Origin of the sequence: Pseudoclavibacter sp. JAI123, assembly GCF_013409665.1 — a bacterium.
In the GTDB taxonomy this organism is placed as follows: domain Bacteria; phylum Actinomycetota; class Actinomycetes; order Actinomycetales; family Microbacteriaceae; genus Pseudoclavibacter.
The window spans coordinates 505,470-528,492 of record NZ_JACCCM010000001.1 but is presented as its reverse complement, the minus strand read 5'-3'; the positions used below and the strand labels follow the sequence as shown (position 1 = coordinate 528,492).

At 68.5% G+C, this 23,023-nt stretch carries 18 protein-coding genes; 8 read left to right on the top strand and 10 right to left on the bottom strand.

Annotated features, from left to right (window positions below):
• Window positions 1–121 precede the first annotated feature (121 nt).
• Window positions 122–673, top strand: coding sequence for a methylated-DNA--[protein]-cysteine S-methyltransferase (locus HDC34_RS02575; protein ID WP_179555720.1), 552 nt, complete (start codon window positions 122–124; stop codon window positions 671–673).
• A gap of 3 nt (window positions 674–676) precedes the next feature.
• On the opposite strand, the gene HDC34_RS02570 is transcribed toward HDC34_RS02575, so the two are convergent.
• Entirely contained in the window at window positions 677–1,765 is a 1,089-nt protein-coding gene (locus HDC34_RS02570; protein WP_179557061.1) for a substrate-binding domain-containing protein, read from the bottom strand.
• A gap of 240 nt (window positions 1,766–2,005) precedes the next feature.
• Between HDC34_RS02570 and HDC34_RS02565 the strand changes: the two genes are divergently transcribed.
• Entirely contained in the window at window positions 2,006–7,408 is a 5,403-nt protein-coding gene (locus HDC34_RS02565; RefSeq protein ID WP_179555719.1) for a chitinase N-terminal domain-containing protein, read from the top strand.
• 131 nt (window positions 7,409–7,539) lie between these two features.
• Entirely contained in the window at window positions 7,540–8,433 is an 894-nt protein-coding gene (locus HDC34_RS02560) for a hypothetical protein (protein ID WP_179555718.1), read from the top strand.
• Window positions 8,434–8,444: 11 nt separating this feature from the next.
• On the opposite strand, the gene HDC34_RS02555 is transcribed toward HDC34_RS02560, so the two are convergent.
• Window positions 8,445–9,395 (bottom strand): hypothetical protein, encoded by a 951-nt coding sequence (locus HDC34_RS02555; RefSeq protein WP_179555717.1) that lies wholly within the window; start codon window positions 9,393–9,395, stop codon window positions 8,445–8,447.
• Window positions 9,396–9,540: 145 nt separating this feature from the next.
• On the opposite strand from HDC34_RS02555, the gene HDC34_RS02550 reads away from it, so the two are divergent.
• Both HDC34_RS02550 and HDC34_RS02545 read left to right on the top strand, forming a co-directional pair.
• Window positions 9,541–10,320: an L-threonylcarbamoyladenylate synthase gene (locus HDC34_RS02550; RefSeq protein WP_104254793.1), complete on the top strand. Its 780-nt coding sequence runs from the start codon at window positions 9,541–9,543 to the stop codon at window positions 10,318–10,320.
• 165 nt (window positions 10,321–10,485) lie between these two features.
• On the top strand, window positions 10,486–11,745 hold the full coding sequence (locus tag HDC34_RS02545; RefSeq protein ID WP_179555716.1) for an alpha/beta hydrolase: 1,260 nt from the start codon (window positions 10,486–10,488) through the stop codon (window positions 11,743–11,745).
• A gap of 31 nt (window positions 11,746–11,776) precedes the next feature.
• Here the strand turns inward: HDC34_RS02545 and HDC34_RS02540 are convergent, their stop codons facing one another.
• The 6 genes from HDC34_RS02540 to HDC34_RS02515 all read right to left on the bottom strand — a co-directional run bounded on the left by HDC34_RS02540 (window position 11,777) and on the right by HDC34_RS02515 (window position 16,920).
• Window positions 11,777–12,904, bottom strand: a complete 1,128-nt coding sequence (locus tag HDC34_RS02540; protein ID WP_179555715.1) for a zeta toxin family protein — start codon at window positions 12,902–12,904, stop codon at window positions 11,777–11,779.
• Window positions 12,901–13,188, bottom strand: a complete 288-nt coding sequence (locus HDC34_RS02535; RefSeq protein ID WP_179555714.1) for a hypothetical protein — start codon at window positions 13,186–13,188, stop codon at window positions 12,901–12,903. Before HDC34_RS02535 ends, HDC34_RS02540 begins: the two co-directional genes overlap by 4 nt.
• A 44-nt stretch (window positions 13,189–13,232) precedes the next feature.
• Window positions 13,233–13,559: a hypothetical protein gene (locus tag HDC34_RS02530; RefSeq protein ID WP_179555713.1), complete on the bottom strand. Its 327-nt coding sequence runs from the start codon at window positions 13,557–13,559 to the stop codon at window positions 13,233–13,235.
• A gap of 148 nt (window positions 13,560–13,707) precedes the next feature.
• Window positions 13,708–15,264 (bottom strand): aminoglycoside phosphotransferase, encoded by a 1,557-nt coding sequence (locus HDC34_RS02525; protein WP_179555712.1) that lies wholly within the window; start codon window positions 15,262–15,264, stop codon window positions 13,708–13,710.
• A 94-nt stretch (window positions 15,265–15,358) separates the two neighbouring features.
• Window positions 15,359–16,477, bottom strand: coding sequence for a methyltransferase (locus tag HDC34_RS18120; protein WP_179555711.1), 1,119 nt, complete (start codon window positions 16,475–16,477; stop codon window positions 15,359–15,361).
• Between the two features lie 2 nt (window positions 16,478–16,479).
• Window positions 16,480–16,920, bottom strand: a complete 441-nt coding sequence (locus HDC34_RS02515) for a pyridoxamine 5'-phosphate oxidase family protein (RefSeq protein ID WP_179555710.1) — start codon at window positions 16,918–16,920, stop codon at window positions 16,480–16,482.
• A 151-nt stretch (window positions 16,921–17,071) separates the two neighbouring features.
• Between HDC34_RS02515 and HDC34_RS02510 the strand changes: the two genes are divergently transcribed.
• On the top strand, window positions 17,072–17,320 hold the full coding sequence (locus HDC34_RS02510; protein WP_104310118.1) for a DUF6458 family protein: 249 nt from the start codon (window positions 17,072–17,074) through the stop codon (window positions 17,318–17,320).
• A 35-nt stretch (window positions 17,321–17,355) separates the two neighbouring features.
• On the opposite strand, the gene HDC34_RS02505 is transcribed toward HDC34_RS02510, so the two are convergent.
• Window positions 17,356–18,732 carry an NAD-dependent succinate-semialdehyde dehydrogenase gene (locus HDC34_RS02505; protein ID WP_179555709.1) on the bottom strand — a complete coding sequence of 459 codons (1,377 nt, stop codon included), beginning with the start codon at window positions 18,730–18,732 and terminating at the stop codon, window positions 17,356–17,358.
• A 189-nt stretch (window positions 18,733–18,921) separates the two neighbouring features.
• Between HDC34_RS02505 and HDC34_RS02500 the strand changes: the two genes are divergently transcribed.
• Together HDC34_RS02500 and HDC34_RS02495 are read left to right on the top strand one after the other, a co-directional pair.
• On the top strand, window positions 18,922–20,442 hold the full coding sequence (locus HDC34_RS02500) for a CoA-acylating methylmalonate-semialdehyde dehydrogenase (RefSeq protein ID WP_179555708.1): 1,521 nt from the start codon (window positions 18,922–18,924) through the stop codon (window positions 20,440–20,442).
• Window positions 20,443–20,731: 289 nt separating this feature from the next.
• On the top strand, window positions 20,732–21,211 hold the full coding sequence (locus tag HDC34_RS02495; RefSeq protein WP_179555707.1) for a hypothetical protein: 480 nt from the start codon (window positions 20,732–20,734) through the stop codon (window positions 21,209–21,211).
• 85 nt (window positions 21,212–21,296) lie between these two features.
• On the opposite strand, the gene HDC34_RS02490 is transcribed toward HDC34_RS02495, so the two are convergent.
• A complete protein-coding gene (locus tag HDC34_RS02490) occupies window positions 21,297–22,955 on the bottom strand; it encodes a PucR family transcriptional regulator ligand-binding domain-containing protein (RefSeq protein WP_179555706.1) in 1,659 nt (552 codons plus the stop codon).
• Window positions 22,956–23,023 lie beyond the last annotated feature (68 nt).

Genomic DNA, 23,023 nt, shown 5'->3' with positions numbered 1-23,023 from the left:
TAGAGTCTGGAGCGCGCCAGTGCCACCATCGGCGACCTCCCTCAGTCAACTCCCAGCGTCGCGCATGCCGCCCTCTTCCTAGCCTGATCAGGACTTCTCCGAACGTGGCAGAGTTCTTGCCATGGCCGATACCCACGACGAGAGAACCGCCCCCTCCTTTTCGCTCCGCGTCGGCAGCGTCGAGCTGCTGGGCGAGCAGTTCTCCATCGTGAAGGCGGGCGACTCGGACACGGTGCGCGCGGCCGGCTTCGGCAGCCCCAGCTCGCTCGCCTACTCGGTGTTCGGCCGCCAGTCGGAACTCCTCGACGTGCGGGCGCTCGGCGACACCGACCCTGCGCTCGCCGCCGTCCGCGCCTACGACGACGGCGACCCCGCGCTGCTCGAGACCATCGACATCCACCAGGACGGCACCGAGCTGCGCCGCGCCATGTGGCGGGCGGCGAGGCTCGTCGAGCCAGGCACCCTCGCCAGCTACGGCGACGTGGCCGCGATCGCGGGGCATCCCCGCGCCGCCAGGGCTGCCGCGAGCGCCTGCGGGGCCTGCCTCGTCGGCCTCTTCGTGCCCGTCCACCGCATCGTGCGGGCGAGCGGGAAGCTCGCGGGGCACGCCGCCGACATCGCCGTGCGGCAGGCGCTCATCGACCACGAGCGGGCGATGGGGATGGGCCGCTGACGGTCAGGAGGGGACGGCGGTCGACCTGCGCGCGTGCAGCACGGGGAGGACCCGTGTGCGCTGGACCGGGCGGCTCGACCCCTCGTCGAGGCGAGACACCATCGTCTCGACAGCCAGGCGCCCGATGTGCTGCTTCGGGGGACGCAGCGCCGTAATGGGCGGCTCGGCATTCTGCGCCACCTCATCGTCGTAGGCGATGATCGCGAGGTCTTGCGGAATCGACCAGCCATGGTCGCGGGCGTACTGCTGCAGGAGGACCGCCTGAGGATCCGAGTGGATGAGCAGGGCGCTCACCGAGGCCCGGCGACAGTCGTCGAGCAGTCGGGCGATGAGCTCCTCCCTCGCCTGCCCGTCCATGGCGTCGAGATTCGCGTCGACGTCGACGGCCGTCTCAAGGCCGAGCTCCTTGACGGCGCCGGTCCACCCCTGCCGCAGCTGCGCTGAGGTCGGGGAGCCCGCCGACGTCAGGATGCCGACCCTGCGGTGTCCGAGCGCCGCAAGGTGCTCGGCCGCGAGGGAACCGCCGAAGACGTGGTCCGTGGTGACCCATTCGAGACTCGTGAGCGAGCCGACAGACGCGGCATGGCGTTCCGCCAGCACGACGGGCACCGGGAGAGACTCCAGCCAGTGCAGGAGCGCCCAACCGTCGGGGCCGCTGGTCTCCGGCGCCGCGATGATCCCGTGCAGGCCTCCGGATTCGACGAGGGACGAGATCTGTCGACGCTGATCATCGACGGAGTAGCTGGCGCCGCGGAGCACCAGCTGCACGCCGAGGTCGGTGGCCGCCGCCCGCGCCCCGACGATGACCTGCGGCCAGTAGTAGCTGAGCGAGGGGGTGACCATGCCGACCCGGAAGCGGATCGGGGTGGCCTGTGCTGCGACCGTTGGCACCGACGTGTCGAGGCGACTCCGCAGGGTCGCGCCGCCGTGAACCCTGGTGAGGAGACCTCGGTCGGAGAGGTTCGTGATGTCACGCCGAATCGTGAGCTCGGACACCTCGAGCTGCCGCGCCAGCGCAGCCACTCGTACGGAGCCCGCGCGCCGGAGCTCGCCGAGGATGCGTTCTCGCCTCGTCAGGCCGAACTGCGGCATGTATTCCACGGATCCGAGCGTACAGAGGTGTTCGCTTCCCGTCGAGCATGAACGATCGTGTTCGTTTTGCTGGTCTTTTCCCCGGGCCCCCTCCAAGATCAGCTCGGAAGCACACAGTCGTGCCCGCCGCGCACTCGGTCGACGAGGCAGCGCGGACAGCGCACAGAACGGAGAGCGCACATGCCTCAGGACCAGCGGCTCGATCGAGTCTCGAGCACCCCGAGAGCTCGCAGGAGGCGGATGAGCCTGTCCCTCATCGCGGCGACGGCGGCGGCGATGATCGCCCCGGTCCTCGTCTCACCGACGCCTGCCCAGGCCGCAGGATCAGAGCCGGTCTCGGTCACCATCGACGCCGCAGACGTCGCGGCGGCCGCCGAGAACGTGAACGGGCTCACCTTCAAGGGCTTCGGCGTCCTCACCGCCAACTCGACGAGCGCGCTGCTCCTCGACTACAAGTCGCAGCATCCGGAGAAGTACTGGGAGCTCATCGAGACCCTCTTCGGGGGCGACCGCCCGATCATGAACACCATCAAGATCGAGATGGGCAACGACCGCAACACCTCCACGGGACCGAACCCGTCGACGATGCGCACGCGTGACGAGTACCCCAACGTGCAGCGCGAGCCGGGCTTCCAGCTCGCCGCCGACGCGCAGCTCGTCGCGCACGGCGACGTGCACGTCAGCATCCTGCGCTGGAACCGGCCGGCCTGGGCCACCGACCACGCCGCCCAGTACATCTGGTTCAAGAACACCGTGCTCGCCGCCTACCGCGAGTACGGGATCATGGTCGACTCGATCAACCCGGACGCGAACGAGACGCGTACCCCCGAGATCCAGCTGTACAAGGACTTCTCCGGCTGGCTCCGCGGCGACGAGAAGGGCTACGAGGGCACGAGCTCGGCAGACCCGAACAGCGGCTTCGCCTCGGATGAGGAGCGGGACCTCTACCGATCCATCGAGACGGTCGCCGCCGACACGGTCGGCACCCCGCCGGTGTCCTTCGGCAACGAGATGATGTCCCCCACCGATTCCTCGCTGCGCGACGCGGTGGACGTCGTGGGCTTCCACTACTCGAGCGCCGACGACAGCGCCGGCAACCTCAAGAAGGTGGCCGAGCAGCTCGACAAGGAGGTGTGGAACTCGGAGGGCCAGTCCACGTTCTCCAACTCGGCCGACCGCCCGAACAACACCAACAGCGACGAGCAGGGCGGAACGGGCACCGGATTCGGCGGGCCGAACAGCGCTCTCGAGATGGGCAACTGGGTGACGACCGGGTTCGACGAGTCGCGACGCACCCTCAACATCTTCCAGCCCGCGATCGGCTCGTTCTACGACGGGTTCCAGTACTCGTCCAAGGAGCTCGTGAGCGCTCGCGACCCGTGGTCCGGCTGGCTGTACTACGACGGCGGTCTCGCCATGATCGAGCAGTTCACCAAGTTCGCGAAGCTCGGCTGGGAGAACGACGACAACACCGCCGGCATCTGGCGTGCCATCCCGCAGGCTTCCGACAGCCAGCTCGGAAAGGGCAACCCGCCGGACGGCGCACGTCTCGGAGGCGCGTCCTACACGACCCTGGCGGCTCCAGATGCCAGCGACTTCTCGACCGTCATCATCAACGACAGCAGCTTCACGAAGAGCTACCGCATCACGGCGAAGGACATGGCCCTCGGCGCAGACCGCACGGCCGAGCTCTGGGAGACTCGCGCCGCGGATGCCGGGCAGGCGTACAACGCCAACTACCTCGCACCCGTCGGGGAGATCGAGCCGAACGGGGACGGGCTCTACACGGTCGAGGTCAAACCCTGGTCCTCGATGACCCTCACGACGCTCGACCAGGCGACAGCAGCAGCCGACGGCACGCTCACCGCCAAGGACGGCTACGCGAGCGCACTGCCCACGTCCCCCGAATACACGGACCCGGCCGGCGGCCGTGACGTCCTGGACACGGACTCGACCGGCGCCCAGAACGGTGTCGCCGACGACACGTTCCTCTACGCCGACGACTTCGAGTACGCCAGCACCGGCAATATCAGCGGCTACGACCCTGCCACCGGATCGCTCGTCGACTCCGGCGAGTCATTCCTGGACAGCCGCGGCGCCAAGGCGAAGCCGAGCGGGACGCCAGCCCTGCAGCCAGAAGATCAGGGCGTGACGCCCCGCTATACCAACGACACCAACGGCGCATTCGAGTCGGTCGCAACGGCCGATGCCGCCCACGGCCGCGTGCTCAGGCAGCAGGTGGGCCCAGGCATGGCCGGAGGCGCCTGGAACAGCGGCGACCCGAAGACGACGATCGGCGACGCCCGCTGGGCGAACTACACCGTGTCGGCCGACGTGCTCTTCGAGGCCGCGGGGGCGCAGTACGCGACCATCGGCGCCCGAGAGCAGGGCGGCACGGCGAACGGGCAGAACGTCTCGGCAGCCGAGCTCAAGGTCGAGCCCACCGGAGCGTGGACCTTCACCCGCTACGGCACGACGCTCGCCACGGGCACCGTGGCAGGCAATGCGGACGTCGCGTTCAACGCGGGCGCGGGCGTCTGGAACACCATCGCCGTGACCGTCGCCGCCGACACGTACACGGCCTCGATCAACGGCGTGCAGATCGCCACGTACACGGACGCCGCGCCGCAGGCAACCGGGCGCATCCAACTCGGGTCCAGCTTCAACTTCGTGCAGTTCGACAACCTGAAGATCGAGACGCTGCCCGGATACACGCCATACGCCACGCAGATTATCGACGGGATGCACCAGAGCAGCTGGTCGAACACGTCGACGCCGGTGCTCGAGTTCGACGCCAACTGGAGCCACGTCAACGGACAGGGCATGTTCGAGTGGCAGCGAACGGCATCCAAGAGCACCGCCAAGGGCGCCGCGCTGAGCTACTCCTTCACCGGAACGGGCCTGGACATCATCGGCTCCAACCCCGGAACTGCAACGCTCGATGTCGAGGTGGATGGGATCCCCCTCGCGCTCGGAGCCCCGACCTGGAGCGCGGGCAGCGCCCGAACGACGTTCACGCTCCGCGGCCTCGCGAACGGCGCTCACACGGTCGTCGTCAAGACGGCCAACGACAGCTCGCTCAACGTCGACTCGGTCGCCACGATCAGTGCAGTCGCGGATTCGACGCGCGTCGACACGGGAGCACTCACCGAAGCCGTCTCCACCGTCGCGCAGCTCGTCGAGGCTGACTACGCACCCCAGTCATGGGCCCCGTTCGCTGCCGCTCGAACGGCGGCGCAGTCCGCGGTCGCCGACCCGGTCGGGTACGGACTCGACGTCGAAGGCGCGACGGCGATCGAAGCGCGACTTGCATCCGCCGCAGACGCACTCACCCCGAAGGATGTGAGCGCCGACGTGACCGACCTGGGTTCCGTCGCCATCACCACGGCCGAGCGTGCCCTGCCCGGTTCCCTCACGCTCTCGGGGACCGAGGCGGATGTCATCTGGACTGCCGCGTCGAACGCCAGCGCGAAGACCACGGGTGAGCTTGCGACCTTCACGGCCACCGGCCGGACCGCGGAGAAGACCGAAGCCGGCGTCTACCAGCGGTTCTCGGCGAGCGTGCTCGTCATCCCCGCGGACCTCGACTACTTCATCGACTCCGGCTCGAGCGGGTCAGCAGCAGGTTCAGCTCATGCGGCCGCGGCGGCCGTCTCGCCCGAGCTCCGCAACGAGACCGCCGACCAGAAGTGGGACGGCGCGGCCCCAGGCAGCACGTGGGGGTACTCGACTGCGGCGACGACGCTCGCGGGCGGCACCCCACAGGACTGGGGGTCGTCGTACATCGGCGCCGACTTCAACAAGCCGGTGACCTACCACCTCACTCTCCCCGCCGGTTCCTACGACATCGTCGGCGTGCAGGCACCCCGTGCCGGACTCACGACGAACCTGTCCGCGAAACTCACCGCGAACGGCGAGACCACCTCGAAGACAGCGGTCTCGACAGGGTCGGCGACGCCGATCGCGCAGACGCTGACGCTCGACGAGGAAGCCGTCGTCGAGCTTGAGTTCGGCACCAACGGGACGAGCGGCTACAACGCCCGACTCGCGCTCGTCTACGTGCAGACGCTGCCCCGCGACCTCGGCGTGCAGGGCGTGCTCGACACCGATGACCCGCTCCCCGACACGGTGATGGTCGCAGACGTCGAACGGGCCGTCACATGGGAGCCAGCCGCCCACGAGCAGGCCCGCACCGAGTACGAGACGATCACGGCGCACGGACGCCTCGACGACAGCGACGCACCGGTCGTCGCGCAGTTCGAGATCGTCCCGCCCGGGCTCGTCTACTTCATCGACGCCGGGACGAACGGCGTCGCCTCGCCGCAGTACGCGGCAGTGTCAGCCGCCGTCGACGGACTGCGAAACGACAAGGTCGACCAGGTCTCCACGTCGGCCGAGCAATGGGGGCATGTCGCGGATGGCATGAAGCTGAAGACCGGAACCGACCTCAAGGACAAGTACTCGACGGGTCTCTACCAGGACACCACCAAGCTGAGCTACCGGCTCCCACTCCAGGCCGGAACCTACACGCTGACCGGTGGCTTCACCGAGTGGTGGAACCTGAGCAGGACCATGTACCAGACCGTGTCGGTCAATGGCACGGAGCTCGCGAAGGGAAGCATCCCGCTCTCCGGCTCCACCCCCAAGCTCTCCGCAGGGCTGACCTTCACGCTCTCGGAGGCAGCCACGGTCGACTACCTCGTGACCAACGAGGGCGCTGGCGGCGAGAAGCCGGTCATCTCCTGGCTGGCAGTCGCCGACGAGACGCTGCCCGGCATCCCGCAGAACGCTGTCGCGGCGCAAGCGGGCGACACCGCCATCACCGTGTCCTGGGACGACCTCCAGGACACCGGTGCGGGCTTCACCGGCTACCGCGTCTACGAGGCGGGCGGTTCGGACCCGGTCTGCGAGGCAACCGAGACGAGCTGCACCGTCGAGGGGCTCGCTCCCGGCTCGACGCACTCCTACGAGGTGACCGGCGTCAACGCCTCCGGAGAAAGCCCCCGCTCGGCAGCGACCGCACCCGTGACCCTGAGCGAAGCTCCCACGGACGACGGTGCGACGAAGGCGCCAGGCAAGGGCGTGCTCTCCTCCAACGACGGCTGGAACACCGGCCTCCGCGACGGCGAGTTCCAGCTGACCATGAACCTGTGGTGGGGCGAGAACGGCTCCGTCTTCCGCCTCTACCAAGACGGCCAGCTGGTCAGCACGACACCGCTCGGCATGAACTCACCGGCGGCTCAGTCAGCTGTCGTCGACATCGCCGGCCTGAAGAACGGAACCTACGTCTTCACCGGCGAGCTGGTGAACTCGAAGGGGACGACCTCGACGGAACCGCTCACGGTGACGGTGACCAACGCCTCCCCCGGCGCACCGTCCCTCTCCTCGGACAACTGGGACGGAGACGGCAGCTACACCGTCACCGCGAACCTCTGGTGGGGCACCAACGCCACCTCCTACCGGTTCCTCGAGAACGGTGTCGAGGTCGGCGCCGGCACGCTCACCGCAGCGAGCCCCGCGGCCCAGAAGGCGGTGCTGGAGGTCGAGGGAAATGCCCCTGGCCAGTACGAGTACACGGTCGAGTTCATCAACGCCGCAGGCAGCACGGTGAGCACCACGCACACCGTCTCGGTCACGAAGTAGCCGCACGCACTGGGTGGGCGCCGTATCGCAGGTGGATGCGGCGCCCAGCCAGCGGCGGAGCGACTTCGTTACGGTGGTGTTCGATCGCAGCGCCGAAAGGCTCATAAAGCACGCCGAATCAGGGATGTGGGATGGCAGAGAAGCAGAGACGGCGTCCACTGCTCGCCTTCTGCATCGCGACAGGCGTGTTCTTCGCGATCGTCACGATCGCGGGACTGCTCGGGCTCCCGGGGAGCTGGATGGCCCTCCTGATCTTCGGCGGGCTTCCCTTCCTCTTCGCCTTCGCGGCGATCATCGGCCTACGCGCGACCGACTCGAGGATGGCGAAGGCAGGCCCCGGCGTGCTGTCCGCGCTCGGCCCCGGCGAGATCCGCGAGGTGCCCGTTGCGGCCGAGTCCACGACTCGCCTCGGGTGGCGAGCTGCGGTGTCCAACCTCCCCCGGCTTCTCCCTCCCCGCCGTCGCTGGGCGCTCGCGGCTATCGTCGCTGCTGGCGCCGCCGCAGGCGCGGCCCTATCCGGTGCGTTCGTCGAGGACATCGACGACCCCTTCCGCAGAGCTGTCTCCATCACCCTGTTCGCGCTGTGCGGCGCCCTCGCATCCGCAGTGCTGCCGCTCGCGATCTGGATGTGGCTCGCGCACCGCGCATCACCTCTCCCGCGTGAGACACGTCAAATGCTCGAGAACTCGATCAACCCTGCCAACGACCGCGTCCGTCTCAATCTCTCCAGGGTGGATGAGATCGAGCGGGCCATAGATCAGCGGCGCACCGTCATCCCGCTGGTGCTGCCCCTCGCACTGTGCATCTCGGGAGCCGCGGCCATGGCCTGCCTCGCCGAGCTCGTCCTCACGAATGGCCAGAGCTTCCCGCGGCTGGCGTCGTTCGTGTGGACATCACTGATGCTCCTGCTGCCCCTCACTGGCCTCGGATTCACGGAGCAGCTCGCACGGGCACTCGACCAGGTACGCGCCGACGAAGACGAATATCGCGCCGCTGAACCGGCGGACCGATCAGATAGGACCTGAGCTCGCAGCCGTCAGCTGTAGTCGAGGCGCAGCCGTAGGCGCTCGCCGACTTCGAACTGCACATCGTCGAGTTTCAACGGGTCGAGCTGCAGGTCGCGCAGATCGATGGGGTCCTTCAATTCTTCGCGGATCTGCTTCCGCACGGCGAGCAGCAGTAGCCCGATGATGGGGTTGTGGCTCGTGAGCGCGGGCTTGAGCAGCCGCATCTTGAGGTCGTCACCGAGCTGAGCCTCCGTCGTGAAGAGCAGACTGGCCCCCAGCAGTCCGCGCTTGACCTTGCCCGAGACGTGCACGTGCACTCCGCGAGGCCCGGCCTGCGTCAGCTCGAACTCCAGGCGCGGCACCCTGAACCCCTGGCTGGCGGCCGACTCCTGCACCAACTTGACCACGGCGTCCGACACTGCCTGCTGCTGCGCCGAGAGATCGATCGACAGGGCATCGACTGGGAAGACCGTCACGGCCTCACCCCCGGCCGTGCCGCGCTTGAGCGCGAGGGCCAGCTGACCGAGATCGTCCTCCGCCCAGTCGACGTGCACCCCGGTCGCCGTGACCGTCGCATCGACGTCGACGTCCTGGATGCGGATGGGGAGCGCACGCGCACGCACCTCGGCGACCTTCGCATCCGCCCTCGACACCTCGGTGCCGAACGCCGGGAAGTCGGGCGTCGGCGGGGTGTCGACGACCGTCGGATCGAGGGTCACCTCGAGGCCGGTGAAGTCGAGGTCGAGCCCCATGAGGTCACCCGCGAGCGGATGCGCGGTGACGCGCGCCGCATCGAAACCGCGCACGTCCATGGTCGGGTCAAGGGCGAAGATCGGGGGGACCGTCTCGCGCAGAAACCGCTCGAGCACCGCAGCCGCCTCGTCAGACGTGGTCGGGCGGGAGCCAGATGCGACGACCAGCGCCTCGAGCTCGGGCTCCGGAGAAGCACCGTCTTCTGGGACCTGCTGGGGAGTCTCCATGCCCTCAACCCTACGGGCGGAGGCTCCCCCGACCCTGGTCGAGCGCCAACACCAAGTAGGATCGATGCTCGACGCGACCCAAGCGGACGCGACAGTTCACTCCGGCTCGACGAGCCCGAGCACCACTCTCGAGAGAAACGCAGCTATGGACAGCAAATTGATCGCGTGGAACGGCGACGTGCAGCCAGAAGCCGTCGACATCCTCACCGGAGACGGCGGACTCGTCGTCGTCCCGACGAAGGTCGGCTACATCATCATGACCTCCGACAAGGAGGGACTCGAGCGCAAGTTCGAGGCGAAGGAGCGCAACCGCAACAAGCCGGGCGTCGTGCTCTGCGGCTCGCTCGAGCAGCTCCGTGCGCTCGCGCAGCTCACGCCGGAGATCGACGCGTTCTACGAGCGCCACTGGAACGACGACATCCTCCTCGGCTGCATCCTGCCGTGGAAGGAAGAGGCAGTCGCGGCTCTTCCCGATGACGGCACCAAGGAACTCATGATGGACGGCCGCGGAACGAGCTGCTTCGTCATCAAGTTCGGCGTTCCCGGCGAGAAGCTCGCGAAGGAGCTCTACGAGAAGCACGGCCGCTTCGCGTTCGCCAGCTCCGCGAACCCGTCCGGCAAGGGCAACCGCGGCCTTGTCGAGGGCATCGGCGAGCGCATCCACGACCGCGCCGACCTCATCATCGAGGCCAACGACTACGTCGCGTCGATCCAGCCGGAGGCGACGACGGAGACGCGCCACGAGCAGGGCGTCATGATCTCGATGGTGGATGCCGACGGCACCCTCATCCCCGAGCAGGGCGGCCAGCGCTCGATCTCGCCGGCGCCCGTCGTGATCCGCAAGGGCCTCGACATCAACCGCATCATGGCGATCCTCGCCGAATCGTTCAACAGCTGGGACTTCCGCCAGGGCGAGTACTACTGATTCTGGCTGGCGCCGGGGGCTGACCGCCTCCTGTGCCTCGGCAGATTCACGTCGTGGATTGTCGGACGGGCTCGCTACGCTTTCTGCGTGCGAGCCCGTTCTTCGTTAGCTGACCTCACCCGCCTGATCGAGTCGAGGCCGATCTCGCGCGGGCGCCTGCGCCGCGTGCTGAACGCGCCGCCCTCGGCCGCGACGACGCGGGAGTGGTGGGGTGCATTGTCTGCCTCGGAGCGGGCGCGGCTGCTGCAGCAGGTGCCGCTTCTCGTCGGCAACCTCGAGGGCATTCCGTGGGCCCTGCGTGTGCGCGCGAATCAGGAATCGCTTGGGCGGGCCATCAAGGCGCTCGAGTCCGGCGCCTCCATCGAGCGGGCTCTCGGTAGTGCGAGCGCGTTCGCGGGTGGCGAGATCAAGAGCATCCTGGCGGACGCGAGCCGGGGTGAGCTGCGTGACCGCGAGCGTCTTGTACATCAGTTGAAGGAGCTGCACGGCGGTCGCGGTTTCGTGGATCGTGGTGGGAAGCCTCGGTTCGTGCTCGCGTTCGATCCTGAACGGGATTCGATCGTCGAGTACGTGGGGACTGCGATCTCGGAGTCGGAGGATCCCATGGCTTCTCCGTTTGCGGAGAGTGTCTCCTCGGTGGGCATCTTCGTGCCTGGCAATGAGGCGAGGTTGTTGGACTTCGAGGGCAAGGCGCACACCATGTCGGAGTTGTTGAAGCTCGCACCAGCTGGGGAGGCTGGGCTGGTGGTGTGGCAGGGTGGCCGTTTCCCTCGTGGCCCGCTGGCATTGTCGGCCGCGATGGCGGATGGCCTCGCCCGCAAGCTCGGGGCGTTCGTGAACGCGATTCCTCGGGATGGACGCGTGGCGTTGACCGCGTTCGGCTTCAGCTTCGGCGGTGGGGTGACGGGGCGTGCCATGTCGTTGGGGATGCGCGTGGATCGGGTCGTGCATGTGTCGAGCGCTGGTCTTGGGCATGGGGTGACGTCGCTTGATGATCTGCCGGCGTCGGCTCGTGTGCCGCACTATGCGTTGCTGTCCCCTGTGGATCCGTCAGTTGGTCCGATTCTCGGCATCAACGTGCATCTCCCGTTCCTGGGTCGGGCGGGGCATTTCGGGCACGGAGCGGATCCGGCGCACGCGCAGGGTGTTGTTCGTCTTGAGACGGGTGTGCTGGGTGCGGCGCAGGAGAAGCGCGCCTCTGGGGCGCCGTTGGCCTTCAGGGACCTGTTGACGGGGCACACGTCGATCTTGGAGCAGTGGGGTACGACCGCGAAGCGCAATCTGGCTGCGGTGCTGGTGGGTGGTGGAGCTGAGGTGGAGCTGGCTCCGGACGCCGGCGTGCTCGGTCGGCTGGCGCAGCGGTTCCTGCTGCCGTATGCGCCGTTCCTGCGGGTGCGGGAGCCGGAGCTGCGCCGGGTCGGTTGACCTGACGCAGCCCGGCGACCTCGGTGTCGGTTCAGCGTTCTTGGACAGGGGCTGCTTGCTGCGTGTGCGTGCGCACGGCTTCAGGCTGCAGCCGGGAACTGGTGCCGAGTGTCGTGTCGAGTGTGGTGGTGAGCTGCGACTGCAGCTGCTGTGTGGGCGCAGCGGCAGCTTGGTCGTGCCCTGTTCTGCGTTCCAGAGCGTCTCGCGCTTGGCTGGTTCGGTCGCCGAGGGCTGTGAGCCTGGCGGCTGCGGTGGACGCTGCCGCGCTGTTCGGTTCGTGCGCGAGGGGTGCGATTCGGGCTCCGTCGCGGCGGAGGTCGTCGATGGTGGACAGCACGTCGCGGCCCAGGGTGGCGCGGTCGAGGACGTCGTTCGCGTCTCGGTCGAGCGTGCCGAGCCATGAGCGGGCGGAGGCACGGTCGAGGTTCTGGAGCGCCCTGCCGTTGTCGACAGCGGTGCGAGCGTGAGCGCCGTCTCTCGCGTCTGGCGAGCTCGCCAGGGCGGGGTCGATGTCGGCGGCGTAGAGCGTGCGGCCGGTGCGATCGACGACGAGCGCCCTGTCCACGTAGCCCTCGGAGATCACCCGTTCGAGCGACTTCGGCATCTGCTCGGCGGCGTTGTCGTGGAACTCCTGCGGCGTCCAACGGCCCACTCCCTGGTCGCGCACCTGCTCCGCATAGCGCGACAGCACCCCGAGGCGTGAGACGGCCTCGGGAACGGCAAGCGCACGCACCTCGACGCGGTAGCCAGCATCCCGGAACTCCTTCGCCGTCGCCACGACCGCGTCCGGCTGCCTGAACGTCGTCTCGAACACAACCGACGCCTGGCGCTCCCGCAGGTAGTCGCTCGACATGCGCGCCCACGCACCCGACGCCTGCGCCGTCACCTCCGGCATCCGCAGCGGATCCTCACGCATGAGACGCGCGTAGTCGGGGTGAAACTGTCGAAGATCGTCCCCCACCACAGCGACGGCGCTGCCCGTATCCCGACTGGCTCGTGAGACGACGCGCGTCTTCCCTGCACCGGGTTGCGCACCGACCAGGACCAAGGTCGCGGGTCCAGGCGCGGCTCGCGCCAAGCGAGCATCCACCCACGGCGTGATTGCTTCGTTGAAGAGCTCGGAAAGCTCCCGCCGGCTGAGCTCGTAACCGGCGCTCATACCTGCTGGTCCTCAGCATGGAACCTTCGCACGAGTTCCGCCCGTTTGGCCTGCACCTCAGCCAGCGAGTAACTGTCAACGGCATCAGCCTCCAGGCTCACGGCGATGTTCTTCTGCAGCCACAGGTCGCGTTCTTCAGTAGTCCTCGCCTGGTGCCAGCGCTCCATGTACAAGCCGCCGAGCCGGTTCGCGGCTTCACGCATCGCGTCGTAGATCATGGGGTCGTAGTCGTCGGCGGGCTCGACAGGCTCGACGCGCTCGTCGTTCTGGGGTTCCTCGGTCATGCTCGTCCTCTCATCGTGGTTGTCTGCACGCATCGCCGTCGCGGTCAGCTCGCGCCGCGCACGGTGCCCGCCCCTTCGCTGCCGCGCGTCTCGGAGCGGCAGCGCTCGATCAGCTCGTTGCGCTTCGCGACGACGCTCACGTTCGACTGCGCATCGACGTCGGCGATCTCCTCGCGGAGCGCGGCGAGCTTGTCCTGCCAGCGCCGGTACTCGTGGGCGCTTCGAGCTCGGGCGGCTCTTGCCGCGTAGAACGAAGCCAGTCGCCCACCCGCGTCGAGCAGCAGGTCGTACACCTCGGGCGAGTAGCCTCCGGCGCTCGGCACCCCTCGCGGGTCGGTCACGAAGCTGTTGAAAGTGTTGTCACGCGTCACGTACGTCCTTCCGGTTGCGTACTCGCGAACGTAGTCGCGAGGACGCACCCGGAACGATGGCGTGCCTGATCTGTGGATAACTTCGTCTGCATCCCAAACCGACGACCAGACATCAGGTACCAGGGGCCGAGCGGCAACCCGCCTCCGCTCAGGCGAGGATGCGTTGCACCGCCCGCACGGGGATCCGCAGCCAGGCCGGCCTCTGTGATGCTTCGTAGATCACTTCGTAGAGGGCCTTGTCGAGCTCGAACACGCGGATGAGCGCAGCAGCCTCGGCAGCGCTCAGCGGTCGACTCTCCGACGCGTCCGGTCGCGGATAGCCGCCTGACGCGCCCTCGCCCGCGCCTTCCCGAGCGCTGCCACCGTCGCGTGCATCCTGCGCCTGTCGGCGGGCCGCCCGTCCGTCAAGGGTGATCGCACCGGTGTGGCGACCGACCCGCGGCTCACCGCTCACTGCTGCCGCGTAGCCGTTGAGGAACGACTGACGCGCCCGCGCGGCCCAATCGCCCGCGACGTTGCGGCCGGTCGTCATCTCGAGCGACCCTGCGACGTAGTCGAAGGAGCGAAGGATTCCGGCGATGTCACGCTGCGGCGCATCCGCCGTGTTGCGCTGCTCGATGCTGCGCAGCGGCTCACCCTCGAAGTCGAGGAACACCCAGCCGCGATCTTCGACGGCCAGCACCTGGCCAAGGTGAAGGTCCCCGTGCACTCGCTGCAGGCGGGGCCAGTTCATGTCCGCCGCGCGCGCGTAGACCTCCTCTGCCGCACCACGCAGGCGCTCCAGCGACGGCGCGACCGCGATGGCCGCATCCAGCCGCTGGCGCATAGCGGCGACCTCGGCCTGCACCTTCGGGGCGGTCGCTTCGACGCTCGGAAGCACGTCGCGCAGCGTGCGATGCACCTCAGCGGTTGCCGTTCCGAGGGTGTACGCGGCGTCACCGAAGTCGTCGCCCGTCTCAGCGGCACGAAGCGCGACGCGCCACGCATCCTCGACGCCCGGAAGGAACTCCTGCGCGAACACGAAGTTTCCCGACGCACGACCGCTGCTCGTACGCGGGTCAGGCCAGAAGCCCGAGAGATGCCCGATGGCCGGGGGCACCCGCACCGATCCGGCCGCGGTGAGCGCAGACTGGAGCGTCACCTCCGGATTCTCGCCGTCGTGCAGCATCCGGAACACCTTGAGGATGAGCGGTGGAGCATCGCTTCCCTCCGGCAGCCGCATCTCGCAGATGATGGACGTGTTCGACTGCTCGCCCGACAGCACCCGGCTGGTGACGAAGCTGCCGACGACAGCCCCGGGCATCGGCAGACCGTACGCCGCGATGTCGCTTCGCCCGCCAGCGCCGGTCGCATGCCCCTCCCGCTCCAACAGCGCCAGGAGCGCTTTCGCGAACGCGATGTCGTGAGGTCCGTCCACGACGGCGCTCACGCGCCCGGCCGCGTTGCTGATCGACCCGATGTACCCGAGGGCGGGCACACGCGCATCCACCTCGCGGAGCACGATCGGCACCTGATAGACGACCGGCACGTCCCCGGAGGAATCGAGCATGCACGGCACCGTCACGAGGTGCACACCCGCCTCGCCGTTCGGGTTGGCGAGCACGTAGCTGCCGAGGTGGGTGAGCTGCGGTGCTCGGCCCTCACCGCCCGAGTACCAGCGCTGCTTCGGCATCCAGTCGCGAAGCATGTGGATGAGATCGGTCATTGCGCCTCCGGTTCAGATGATCAGCCTACCGACCGGATGCCCGCCGGTTCGCGTCAATCCGCCGCTGTGTTGCCTGGCAGGGCGCAGGCGACGATCAGTCGCGTCTTCGGCTGAGGACGACGGTGAACTTCGCGCCTCGAGCGATCTGCGTGCTCGGGCCGACGATCCGCTCGAGCGCGGCGCGATGAGCGAGGCCCGAGTTGAACACCGTCAGCATGGCGCCGCCCGGCTTCAGCATGCGCGCGGCCTGCTGGAAGAGCGGATGCGCCATGTCCTCGACGACCTCGTGGCGGTCGTGGAAGGGCGGGTTCAGGAGCACCACGTCGACGGTCGCGGACTCGATGCTCGACCCCGCGTCCTCCCGACGCACCTCCACCTGTTCCTCGACTCCCGCCAGCCGCGCCGTCTCGCGGGCAGAGGCGACCGCCGTCCAGGAGCGGTCGCTGGCGATGACCTCGAAGCGCGGGCGGAGCCTTGCGAGCGAGACCGCCAGCACACCGGTGCCGCAGCCGAGGTCGACGCCGACACCATGCTCTGGCAGCACGTCGGCGGGGACGTCACGAAGCGCCGCGAGCAGCTCGCGCGTGCCGAGATCGAGGCGAGGACCCGCGAACGCGCCGCCGTGGCTCGCGATCGCGAAGCCCAGTTCGTCGGAGTTCTGCACGATCGGGTACCCGGTCTCCGCGTCGCGCAGCTCGGGCTTCGGACCGCTCGCGTGCAGCACCCTCGACTTCTGCCTGCCGAGGCTCGCGGACACGGACGCGAAGGACCGCTCGAGAGTCTCGTTCATGCCGCGGCTCATGTGCTTGATGCGCCCGCCGGCCACGACGCGCACGTCCGGATGCGCGTGCGCGGCAACGAGCCGCAGGACCTCGTCGAGTTCAGCGAGCGACTTCGGGAGGCGCAGGAGAACGAGCCGCACCCCGTCGAAAAGAGCTGGCTCGAGCCCGAAGCGCACCGCCTTCAGTGAGCGGAAGCTCGCCCGGACCGCTTCGTCGCTCGCCCGCTCATCCGTGACCGAGTCGTGGAACGTGCGGATCGTGTCGAGCTCGAACCGCTCGGCAGCCGCGACGGCAAGCGCACCCGTGCCGTCGCCGACGACCGCGAGCGGCGCATCCACACCCTCGAGCTCGGAAGCCTCATCGAGGATGAGGCGATCGACGGGGTCAGGCTGAACGCCGAGCAAGGGCAGGCCCGGAGAGGAATCGCTCACGGTCACGCGACGGTGTCGATGAGCGGCTCGGGCTCGTCACCGGTGATGTACCGGCGGCCGGTGACCTCCGCCACCGCGATGGCGACATACTCGTTCTTCGGCGTCGCGATGAGGGGGCGCACGTCGAGCCGCTCTGCCCGTTCGAGTTCCGCCTCAGTGCTGAGCACTCGCGCCACACCACGGGCGACGAGGCTCGTCGCGAAGCCGTCACCGACCGCATCGGCCTGGAAGACGACCTCTTTCGCGATGGAGGCCCCCGCGAGCTTGAAACCGGGCGCCGACTTGAAGACGAGCTCGCCGTCGTCTTCACTGAACACGATGTTCAGCGGATAGATCTCGACGCGGCCGTTCACCGCGAACGCGAGGCGCCCGAACTTCGTGGCCCGCAGGAGCTCGCGGCTTTCCTCGTCGGTCAGGACGGTGATGAGTTGCTCGTCTTCCATGCGTCCATCATGGCCTGCGACAGGCTGAACCGCTTGACCGTTTCGCACCAGGCCCACGAATCGGAGACTGAGCATCGATATACGCCGCGAGCGGTGCGAAACTTGATGCACCCCGAGCGACGTCCGCTCGATCCGACACGGAGGTCATCCCATGGGCTACGGCAGCGGCATCGCACTCATCGTCATCGGCGCCATCCTGGCGTTCGCCATCAACATCGACCTCGACGGCTTCGTCGACCTGAAGACGATCGGCTACATCCTCATGGGAGCGGGTGCCGTCGTGTTCATCATCAGCCTCGTGACCGCCCTCCGCCGCAAGCAGTCGACCTCCACGACCCGCAAGGTCATCGACCCCAACACGGGCCAGGAAGTCATCGAGCGCACGAACCGCAGCAACTGACCGGCGCCAACGCCTGAGCGGGGCGCCCGCCCGGTTCAGGCGGAGACGAAGAACAGGCGCTTGTTGGCGAACTCTCCGATGCCGATGGGGCCCATCTCGCGACCGAAGCCGGAGTTCTTGACGCCGCCGAACGGCAGCTCGGCGGCCTCCGCGGCGATCGTGTTCACATGCGCCATCCCGACCTCGAGTCGCTGGGCGACGCGGGTGGCCCGCGCTTCGTCGGTCGAGAAGACCGAGCCGCCCAGGCCGAGGGCGCAGTCGTTCGCGAGCTCGAGGGCCTCCTCGTCGCTCGACACCCGGTAGACGGTGGCGACGGGGCCGAACATCTCGACACCGTACGACTCGGAGTCGCGCGGGACACCCGTGAGCACGGCTGGCGAGTAGTAGGCGCCAGGTCCGTCTGACAGCACTCCGCCGACCTCGAGGGTCGCGCCCTCTGCCACGGCCTTCTGCACTTGGGCGTGCACCGTCTCGGCGGCCGTCCGGCTCGACATGGGCGCGAAGGCACCATCGGCGAGGTCGAGCTGGTCGCCGGGAACGAGCCCAGTGGCGAGCTTCTTGAGCTCCTCCACGAACGCGTCGTAGATGTCATCCATGACGATGAGGCGCTTGTTCGAGTTGCAGACCTGGCCGACGTTGTAGACGCGGAAGTCCCACGCCTGCTGCGCGACGGCCGCGACGTCGTCAGAGTCGAGCACCACCATCGGGTCGATGCCCCCGAGCTCGAGCACGCACTTCTTGAGGTTGCGGCCCGCCTGCGCGCCGATGATCGCGCCGGCACGCTCGGATCCCGTCAGCGAGATGCCCTGCACGCGGTCGTCCGCGATGAGGGTCGCGATCTGGTCGTGGGATGCGAAGACGTTCTGGTAGCCACTGACCGGCACGCCAGCCTGCTCCATGATCTCCTGGATGGTCAGCGCAGACCGCGCGCAGATGTCGGCGTGCTTGAGCAGGATGGTGTTGCCGAGCACGAGGTTCGGGGCAGCGAAGCGCGCCACCTGGTAGTACGGGAAGTTCCACGGCATGACGCCGAGCAGCGTGCCGACGGGGCGGTGCTCGACGTACGCCTTGCCCGGGATCGTGCTCGGGATCTCGAAGTCGGTGATGAGGCTCGGGCCGTGCACGCCGTAGTAGTCGATGATCGACGCCGCGAACTCGACCTCGTCGATCGACTCCTGCACCGACTTGCCCATCTCGACGGCGATGAGGTGCGCGAGCTCGTCCTTGCGCTCGAGGAAGATCTCTGCGACCCGCCGCACGACGGCGGCGCGATCCTGCACGCTGCGCTCCCGCCACTCGCGGTAGACGGCGTCCGCGCTCGCGACGGCCTGCTCGATCTGCGCATCCGTCGCGTCGTCGAAGGTCTCGATGATCTCGCCAGTCGCAGGATTCTGCACTCGGTACTCGGACATGTCGCTCCTCAGCTCGGCCATCGTGTCGAAGCCAGTCTGACGCAAAACCCGTTGCCAGTTTGGTCGAATGCTGACCCTCGACTCTACAAAGCCGCCACTCGGGCGTGGGTGGCCGTCCGTAGTCTGACCATGCTTCTGCTCCGCAGACACCAGCCATCCCACCAGCCAAGCAAGCCCGAGGAGTAACACGTGGACTCTGCACTTCCCACGATCCAGCACTGGATCGACGGCGCCCTCGCAACGACGACGCCGGCTCGCACGGCCTCGGTCTTCAACCCCGCCCTGGGTGTCGCCACCGCGAACGTCGCGCTGGCCGAACAGTCGGAGATCGACGCGGCCGTCGCGGCGGCGAAGGCCGCGTTCCCCGGCTGGTCGAACGCCTCCGTGGCGAAGCGCCAGGGAGTGCTGTTCCGCTTCCGCGAGCTGCTGAACGAGCGGAAGCTCGAGCTCGCGAAGATCATCACCTCCGAGCACGGCAAGGTCGTGTCCGACGCGGCCGGTGAGATCCAGCGCGGCCTCGAGGTCGTGGAGCTCGCGACCGGGTTCCCAAGCATCTGCAAGGGCGACTTCACCGAGAACGCCTCCACCGGTGTGGACGTGTTCTCCATCAAGCAGGCGCTCGGCGTGGTCGGCATCATCAGCCCCTTCAACTTCCCCGCGATGGTCCCCATGTGGTTCTTCCCCATCGCGATCGCCGTCGGCAACACGGTTGTCCTCAAGCCCTCCGAGAAGGACCCCTCCGCGGCGCTCTGGCTCGCGGAGCTCTGGAAGGAAGCCGGCCTCCCCGACGGCGTCTTCAACGTCCTCCACGGCGACAAGCAGGCCGTCGACGGCCTCCTCAACCACGACGACGTCGCCGCGATCAGCTTCGTCGGCTCCACCCCCATCGCGCAGTACATCTACGAGACCGCCTCCAAGAACGGCAAAAGGGTCCAGGCCCTCGGCGGGGCGAAGAACCACATGCTCGTGCTCCCCGACGCCGACCTCGACCTCGTCGCCGACCAGGCCATCAACGCCGGCTACGGATCCGCGGGCGAGCGGTGCATGGCCATCAGCGTCGTCCTCGCGATCGAGCCCGTCGCCGACCAGCTCATCGAGAAGGTGACCGAGCGCATCGCGAAGCTCCGCATCGGCGACGGCACCCCCACCGACACCCACACGGAGCCCGACATGGGCCCCATCGTCTCCGAAGTGCACCGCGACAAGATCGCCTCCTACATCCAGATCGCGAAAGACGACGGCGCGGACGTGCTCGTCGACGGCCGCGAGATCAAGGCGGAAGGCGCCGACGGCGGGTTCTGGCTCGGCCCGACCCTCATCGACAACCTCCCCACCACCAGCCGCGCCTACACGGAAGAGATCTTCGGCCCCGTCCTCGGCATCGTCCGCGTCAAGTCGTTCGAGGAGGGCGTGGAGCTCATCAACACCGGCCAGTTCGGCAACGGCACCGCGATCTTCACCAACGACGGCGGCGCCGCACGACGCTTCCAGAACGAGATCCAGGTCGGCATGATCGGCATCAACGTGCCCATCCCCGTCCCCGTCGCCTACTACTCCTTCGGCGGGTGGAAGGACTCCGCGTTCGGCGACAGCAAGGCCTACGGCCTGCAGGGATTCCACTTCTACACCCGCGAGAAAGCCGTCACCAGCCGCTGGCTCGACCCCGCCAAGCACGGCGGCATCAACCTCGGCTTCCCCGAGAACGACTGAGCAGCCCACCACGGCTGAGCCCCGTTCACGACAGGCCGGGACAGACCCCTGGCTTGTGCATCCGTTTCCAGCGGTCCGGATGCGCAAACCCGGGGTCTGTGACTGCGTGCGTGTGTACGCCGGGACAGACCTCGGGATTGTGCGTCCCTCGCAAGCAATCCGGATGCGCAAGCCCGAGGTCTGCGACTGCGCGCGTGTGCAAGCCCGGGGTCTGTGACTGCGTGCATGCGCAACCCCGGGCCCGCCGGAGCCTGGGCGTCTTCCGAGGCGAACAGGTGAGGATGTGCCAGTGCGCATCCTCCTGAAGCTCGAGCTCGACTGCCCAACCGAACTGCTCGCCGACGCTCTCCAGCGGCCGGAAGCCTTCCGCGCAGTGGCGGGCCCCCTCGCGGAAGTGCGCTCGCTCGAACCTGGCGGCTTCCCCGAGCGTTGGTCACCCGACAGCCCGCACCGCGTCGAGATCCGCCTGCTCGGCGTGGTCCCGCTGGGCACGCAGGTCATCGACGGCCAGTACCGCGACCTGGGAGACGGGATGCACGAGCTGCGCGACCGCGGGTACCCGGAATCCGGGCTCATGGCCGTCATGACCACGTTCGAGCACCGGATGGTCGTCTCGCCGCTGCCCGGCGGCCGCACGCTCTACCGCGATCAGCTGAAGATGGGCGCCGGCCTCCTGACCCCGTTCGTGTGGTTCGGCATGTGGGCCTTCTGGCAGAAGCGCGCCCTCAGCATGCGGCAGCTCGCGGCGAAGCTCCGCGACGAGCGCTGACGGCCCGGCGCGGGCCGCCAGCCGAATCACGTCACGGCCGAGCCGCGTCTCAGGCCGCGTCGCGCCGCGGCCAAGCAGCCGCAGCTCAGGCGTCGTCGAGGAGCCGCATCGCCGACCACACCTCGGCACGCCCGGCGAAGGTCTGCAGGTCGATGCCGAGCAGCTGCTCGGCGGTCGTGACGCGGCTGCGCAGTGTGTGCCGGTGGATGCCGAGCGACTTCGCGACCGGGTCCCACGCGCAGTTCCCCTCGGTCCACGCGGCGAGCGTGTCCAGGAGGAGTCGACCTTGATCTCCGTGCTCGAGCAGGGGCTGCAGCACACGGCGCGCGGTGACGCGGCCGTCGGCGGCCTCGAGTGCACCGAGCATGCCGGTTGTCGCGAGGTCCTCGAACCGCACCGAGGGCCGGCTCGGTGCGCTGCGTTCCGCCGCCTTGCGCGCCTCCGCGAGCAGACGAGGCAGCTCGGCCCAGTCACCCGGTGCGGATGCTCCCGCCGAGAAGCCAGCGTCGGCGAGGGCCTCGACGAGAGTGGCCCCGCCGCCAGCGGGGACGATCGCGATGAGCTCCTGCTCCCTCGCCGCGAAGAACAGGGGCTCGCCGCCAGACCCGGCAAGTCGCTCGAGTCGGTCCAGCAGCGCCTGGCCGGGTTCCCCGCCCCTCGCCTGCACGACGCGGACGGGAGCCGCAGGCAGCTCGCCCCAGACCGTCTCCGCGGTGCGCCTCGCCACCTCCATCTCGCCAGCGAGCAGCAGCTCGAGCAGGCCGACGCGGAGATGCCCGCGCGCTGCGTCGAGTTCCCGATTCTGCTCGAGTGCGATCGACGCGTGGCCGATGGCGCTCGCCACCAGATCATTGCCGGCGAGGTCGAGCGGCGCCCGGCCGCCGACGGCGAGCACCCCGCGCAGCTGCCCGTGCTGGCCGACCGTCTGCAGCGTCACGTCGCCGCTGTCACCGTGCAGACGCGCGCCCGATCGACCCCCGCGAGCGAGGAGGCTCTGCACCATCCGCTCCACCTCGGGCGCCTCGCTCTCGGGCACGCGGATGCGCGTCGGCGCATCCACACGCAGCCCCGTCGAGTCGTAGAGCGCGACCCAGCTCTCCAGCTGCCGTTCGAGCTCGACCAGGATCGCACCGAGCCCGCCGGGCCTGAGCGCCGCGCGTGCAAGCTTTCGCTGCGCCTGCAGGGACCATTCGAGACGAGCCCGCTGCTCCAAGGCTCGCTGGTCGGCGAGGTAGCGGATGATGCCGATGAACGGGGTCCGCTCGGTCACCTCGACCAGCGTCAGGCCGTGACGCGTGCACGCGGTGACGAGGTCGGCGGGCACCTCCGCGTGGATGACCTCCGTCGCGAAGCCGAGCGCAGCGACGTCCGCTGCGCGAAGCCTCGCCACGTAGGCGTCGAAGAAGCCTTCACTCGCGAGCGCCTGGAACCGCACGGTGGCCGTCGCCGACACGGGTGAGCGCAGGATCGGTGAGCGCGAGACCGGTGCGCGGGAGATCGCGGCGGACGTGTCCACCGCCGCATCAAGGCCGGACGCTTCCGGGTCTTCCGGGGCTTCGGCTACGGCGAACTGCATTCCGTCGGTCAGGAGGAGCTGGCCCGCCTCGAGCCACGGCGTGGGGTCGACCAGGTCGGAGCTGTGCGCCCAGATGACCGCGCGTTCGAGGGCACTGTCGTCTGCGGCGTGCAGCACGCGCAGCTTGAACTCCGTCTCTTCGACGAGTTCGCGCAGCGAGACGCTCATGACAGGCCCCACCCTGTCGGGGGCGCCTGACGCTTTTGTCGAGTCATGGCACCCATTCTCGCCGATTT

Coding starts and splice junctions, on each gene's coding strand:
- HDC34_RS02575 (WP_179555720.1), top strand. CDS start 122: ATGGCCGATACCCACGACGAGAGAACCGCCCCCTCCTTTTCGCTCCGC.
- HDC34_RS02570 (WP_179557061.1), bottom strand. CDS start 1,765: ATGCCGCAGTTCGGCCTGACGAGGCGAGAACGCATCCTCGGCGAGCTC.
- HDC34_RS02565 (WP_179555719.1), top strand. CDS start 2,006: ATGAGCCTGTCCCTCATCGCGGCGACGGCGGCGGCGATGATCGCCCCG.
- HDC34_RS02560 (WP_179555718.1), top strand. CDS start 7,540: ATGGCAGAGAAGCAGAGACGGCGTCCACTGCTCGCCTTCTGCATCGCG.
- HDC34_RS02555 (WP_179555717.1), bottom strand. CDS start 9,395: ATGGAGACTCCCCAGCAGGTCCCAGAAGACGGTGCTTCTCCGGAGCCC.
- HDC34_RS02550 (WP_104254793.1), top strand. CDS start 9,541: ATGGACAGCAAATTGATCGCGTGGAACGGCGACGTGCAGCCAGAAGCC.
- HDC34_RS02540 (WP_179555715.1), bottom strand. CDS start 12,904: ATGAGCGCCGGTTACGAGCTCAGCCGGCGGGAGCTTTCCGAGCTCTTC.
- HDC34_RS02535 (WP_179555714.1), bottom strand. CDS start 13,188: ATGACCGAGGAACCCCAGAACGACGAGCGCGTCGAGCCTGTCGAGCCC.
- HDC34_RS02525 (WP_179555712.1), bottom strand. CDS start 15,264: ATGACCGATCTCATCCACATGCTTCGCGACTGGATGCCGAAGCAGCGC.
- HDC34_RS02515 (WP_179555710.1), bottom strand. CDS start 16,920: ATGGAAGACGAGCAACTCATCACCGTCCTGACCGACGAGGAAAGCCGC.
- HDC34_RS02510 (WP_104310118.1), top strand. CDS start 17,072: ATGGGCTACGGCAGCGGCATCGCACTCATCGTCATCGGCGCCATCCTG.
- HDC34_RS02505 (WP_179555709.1), bottom strand. CDS start 18,732: ATGTCCGAGTACCGAGTGCAGAATCCTGCGACTGGCGAGATCATCGAG.
- HDC34_RS02490 (WP_179555706.1), bottom strand. CDS start 22,955: ATGAGCGTCTCGCTGCGCGAACTCGTCGAAGAGACGGAGTTCAAGCTG.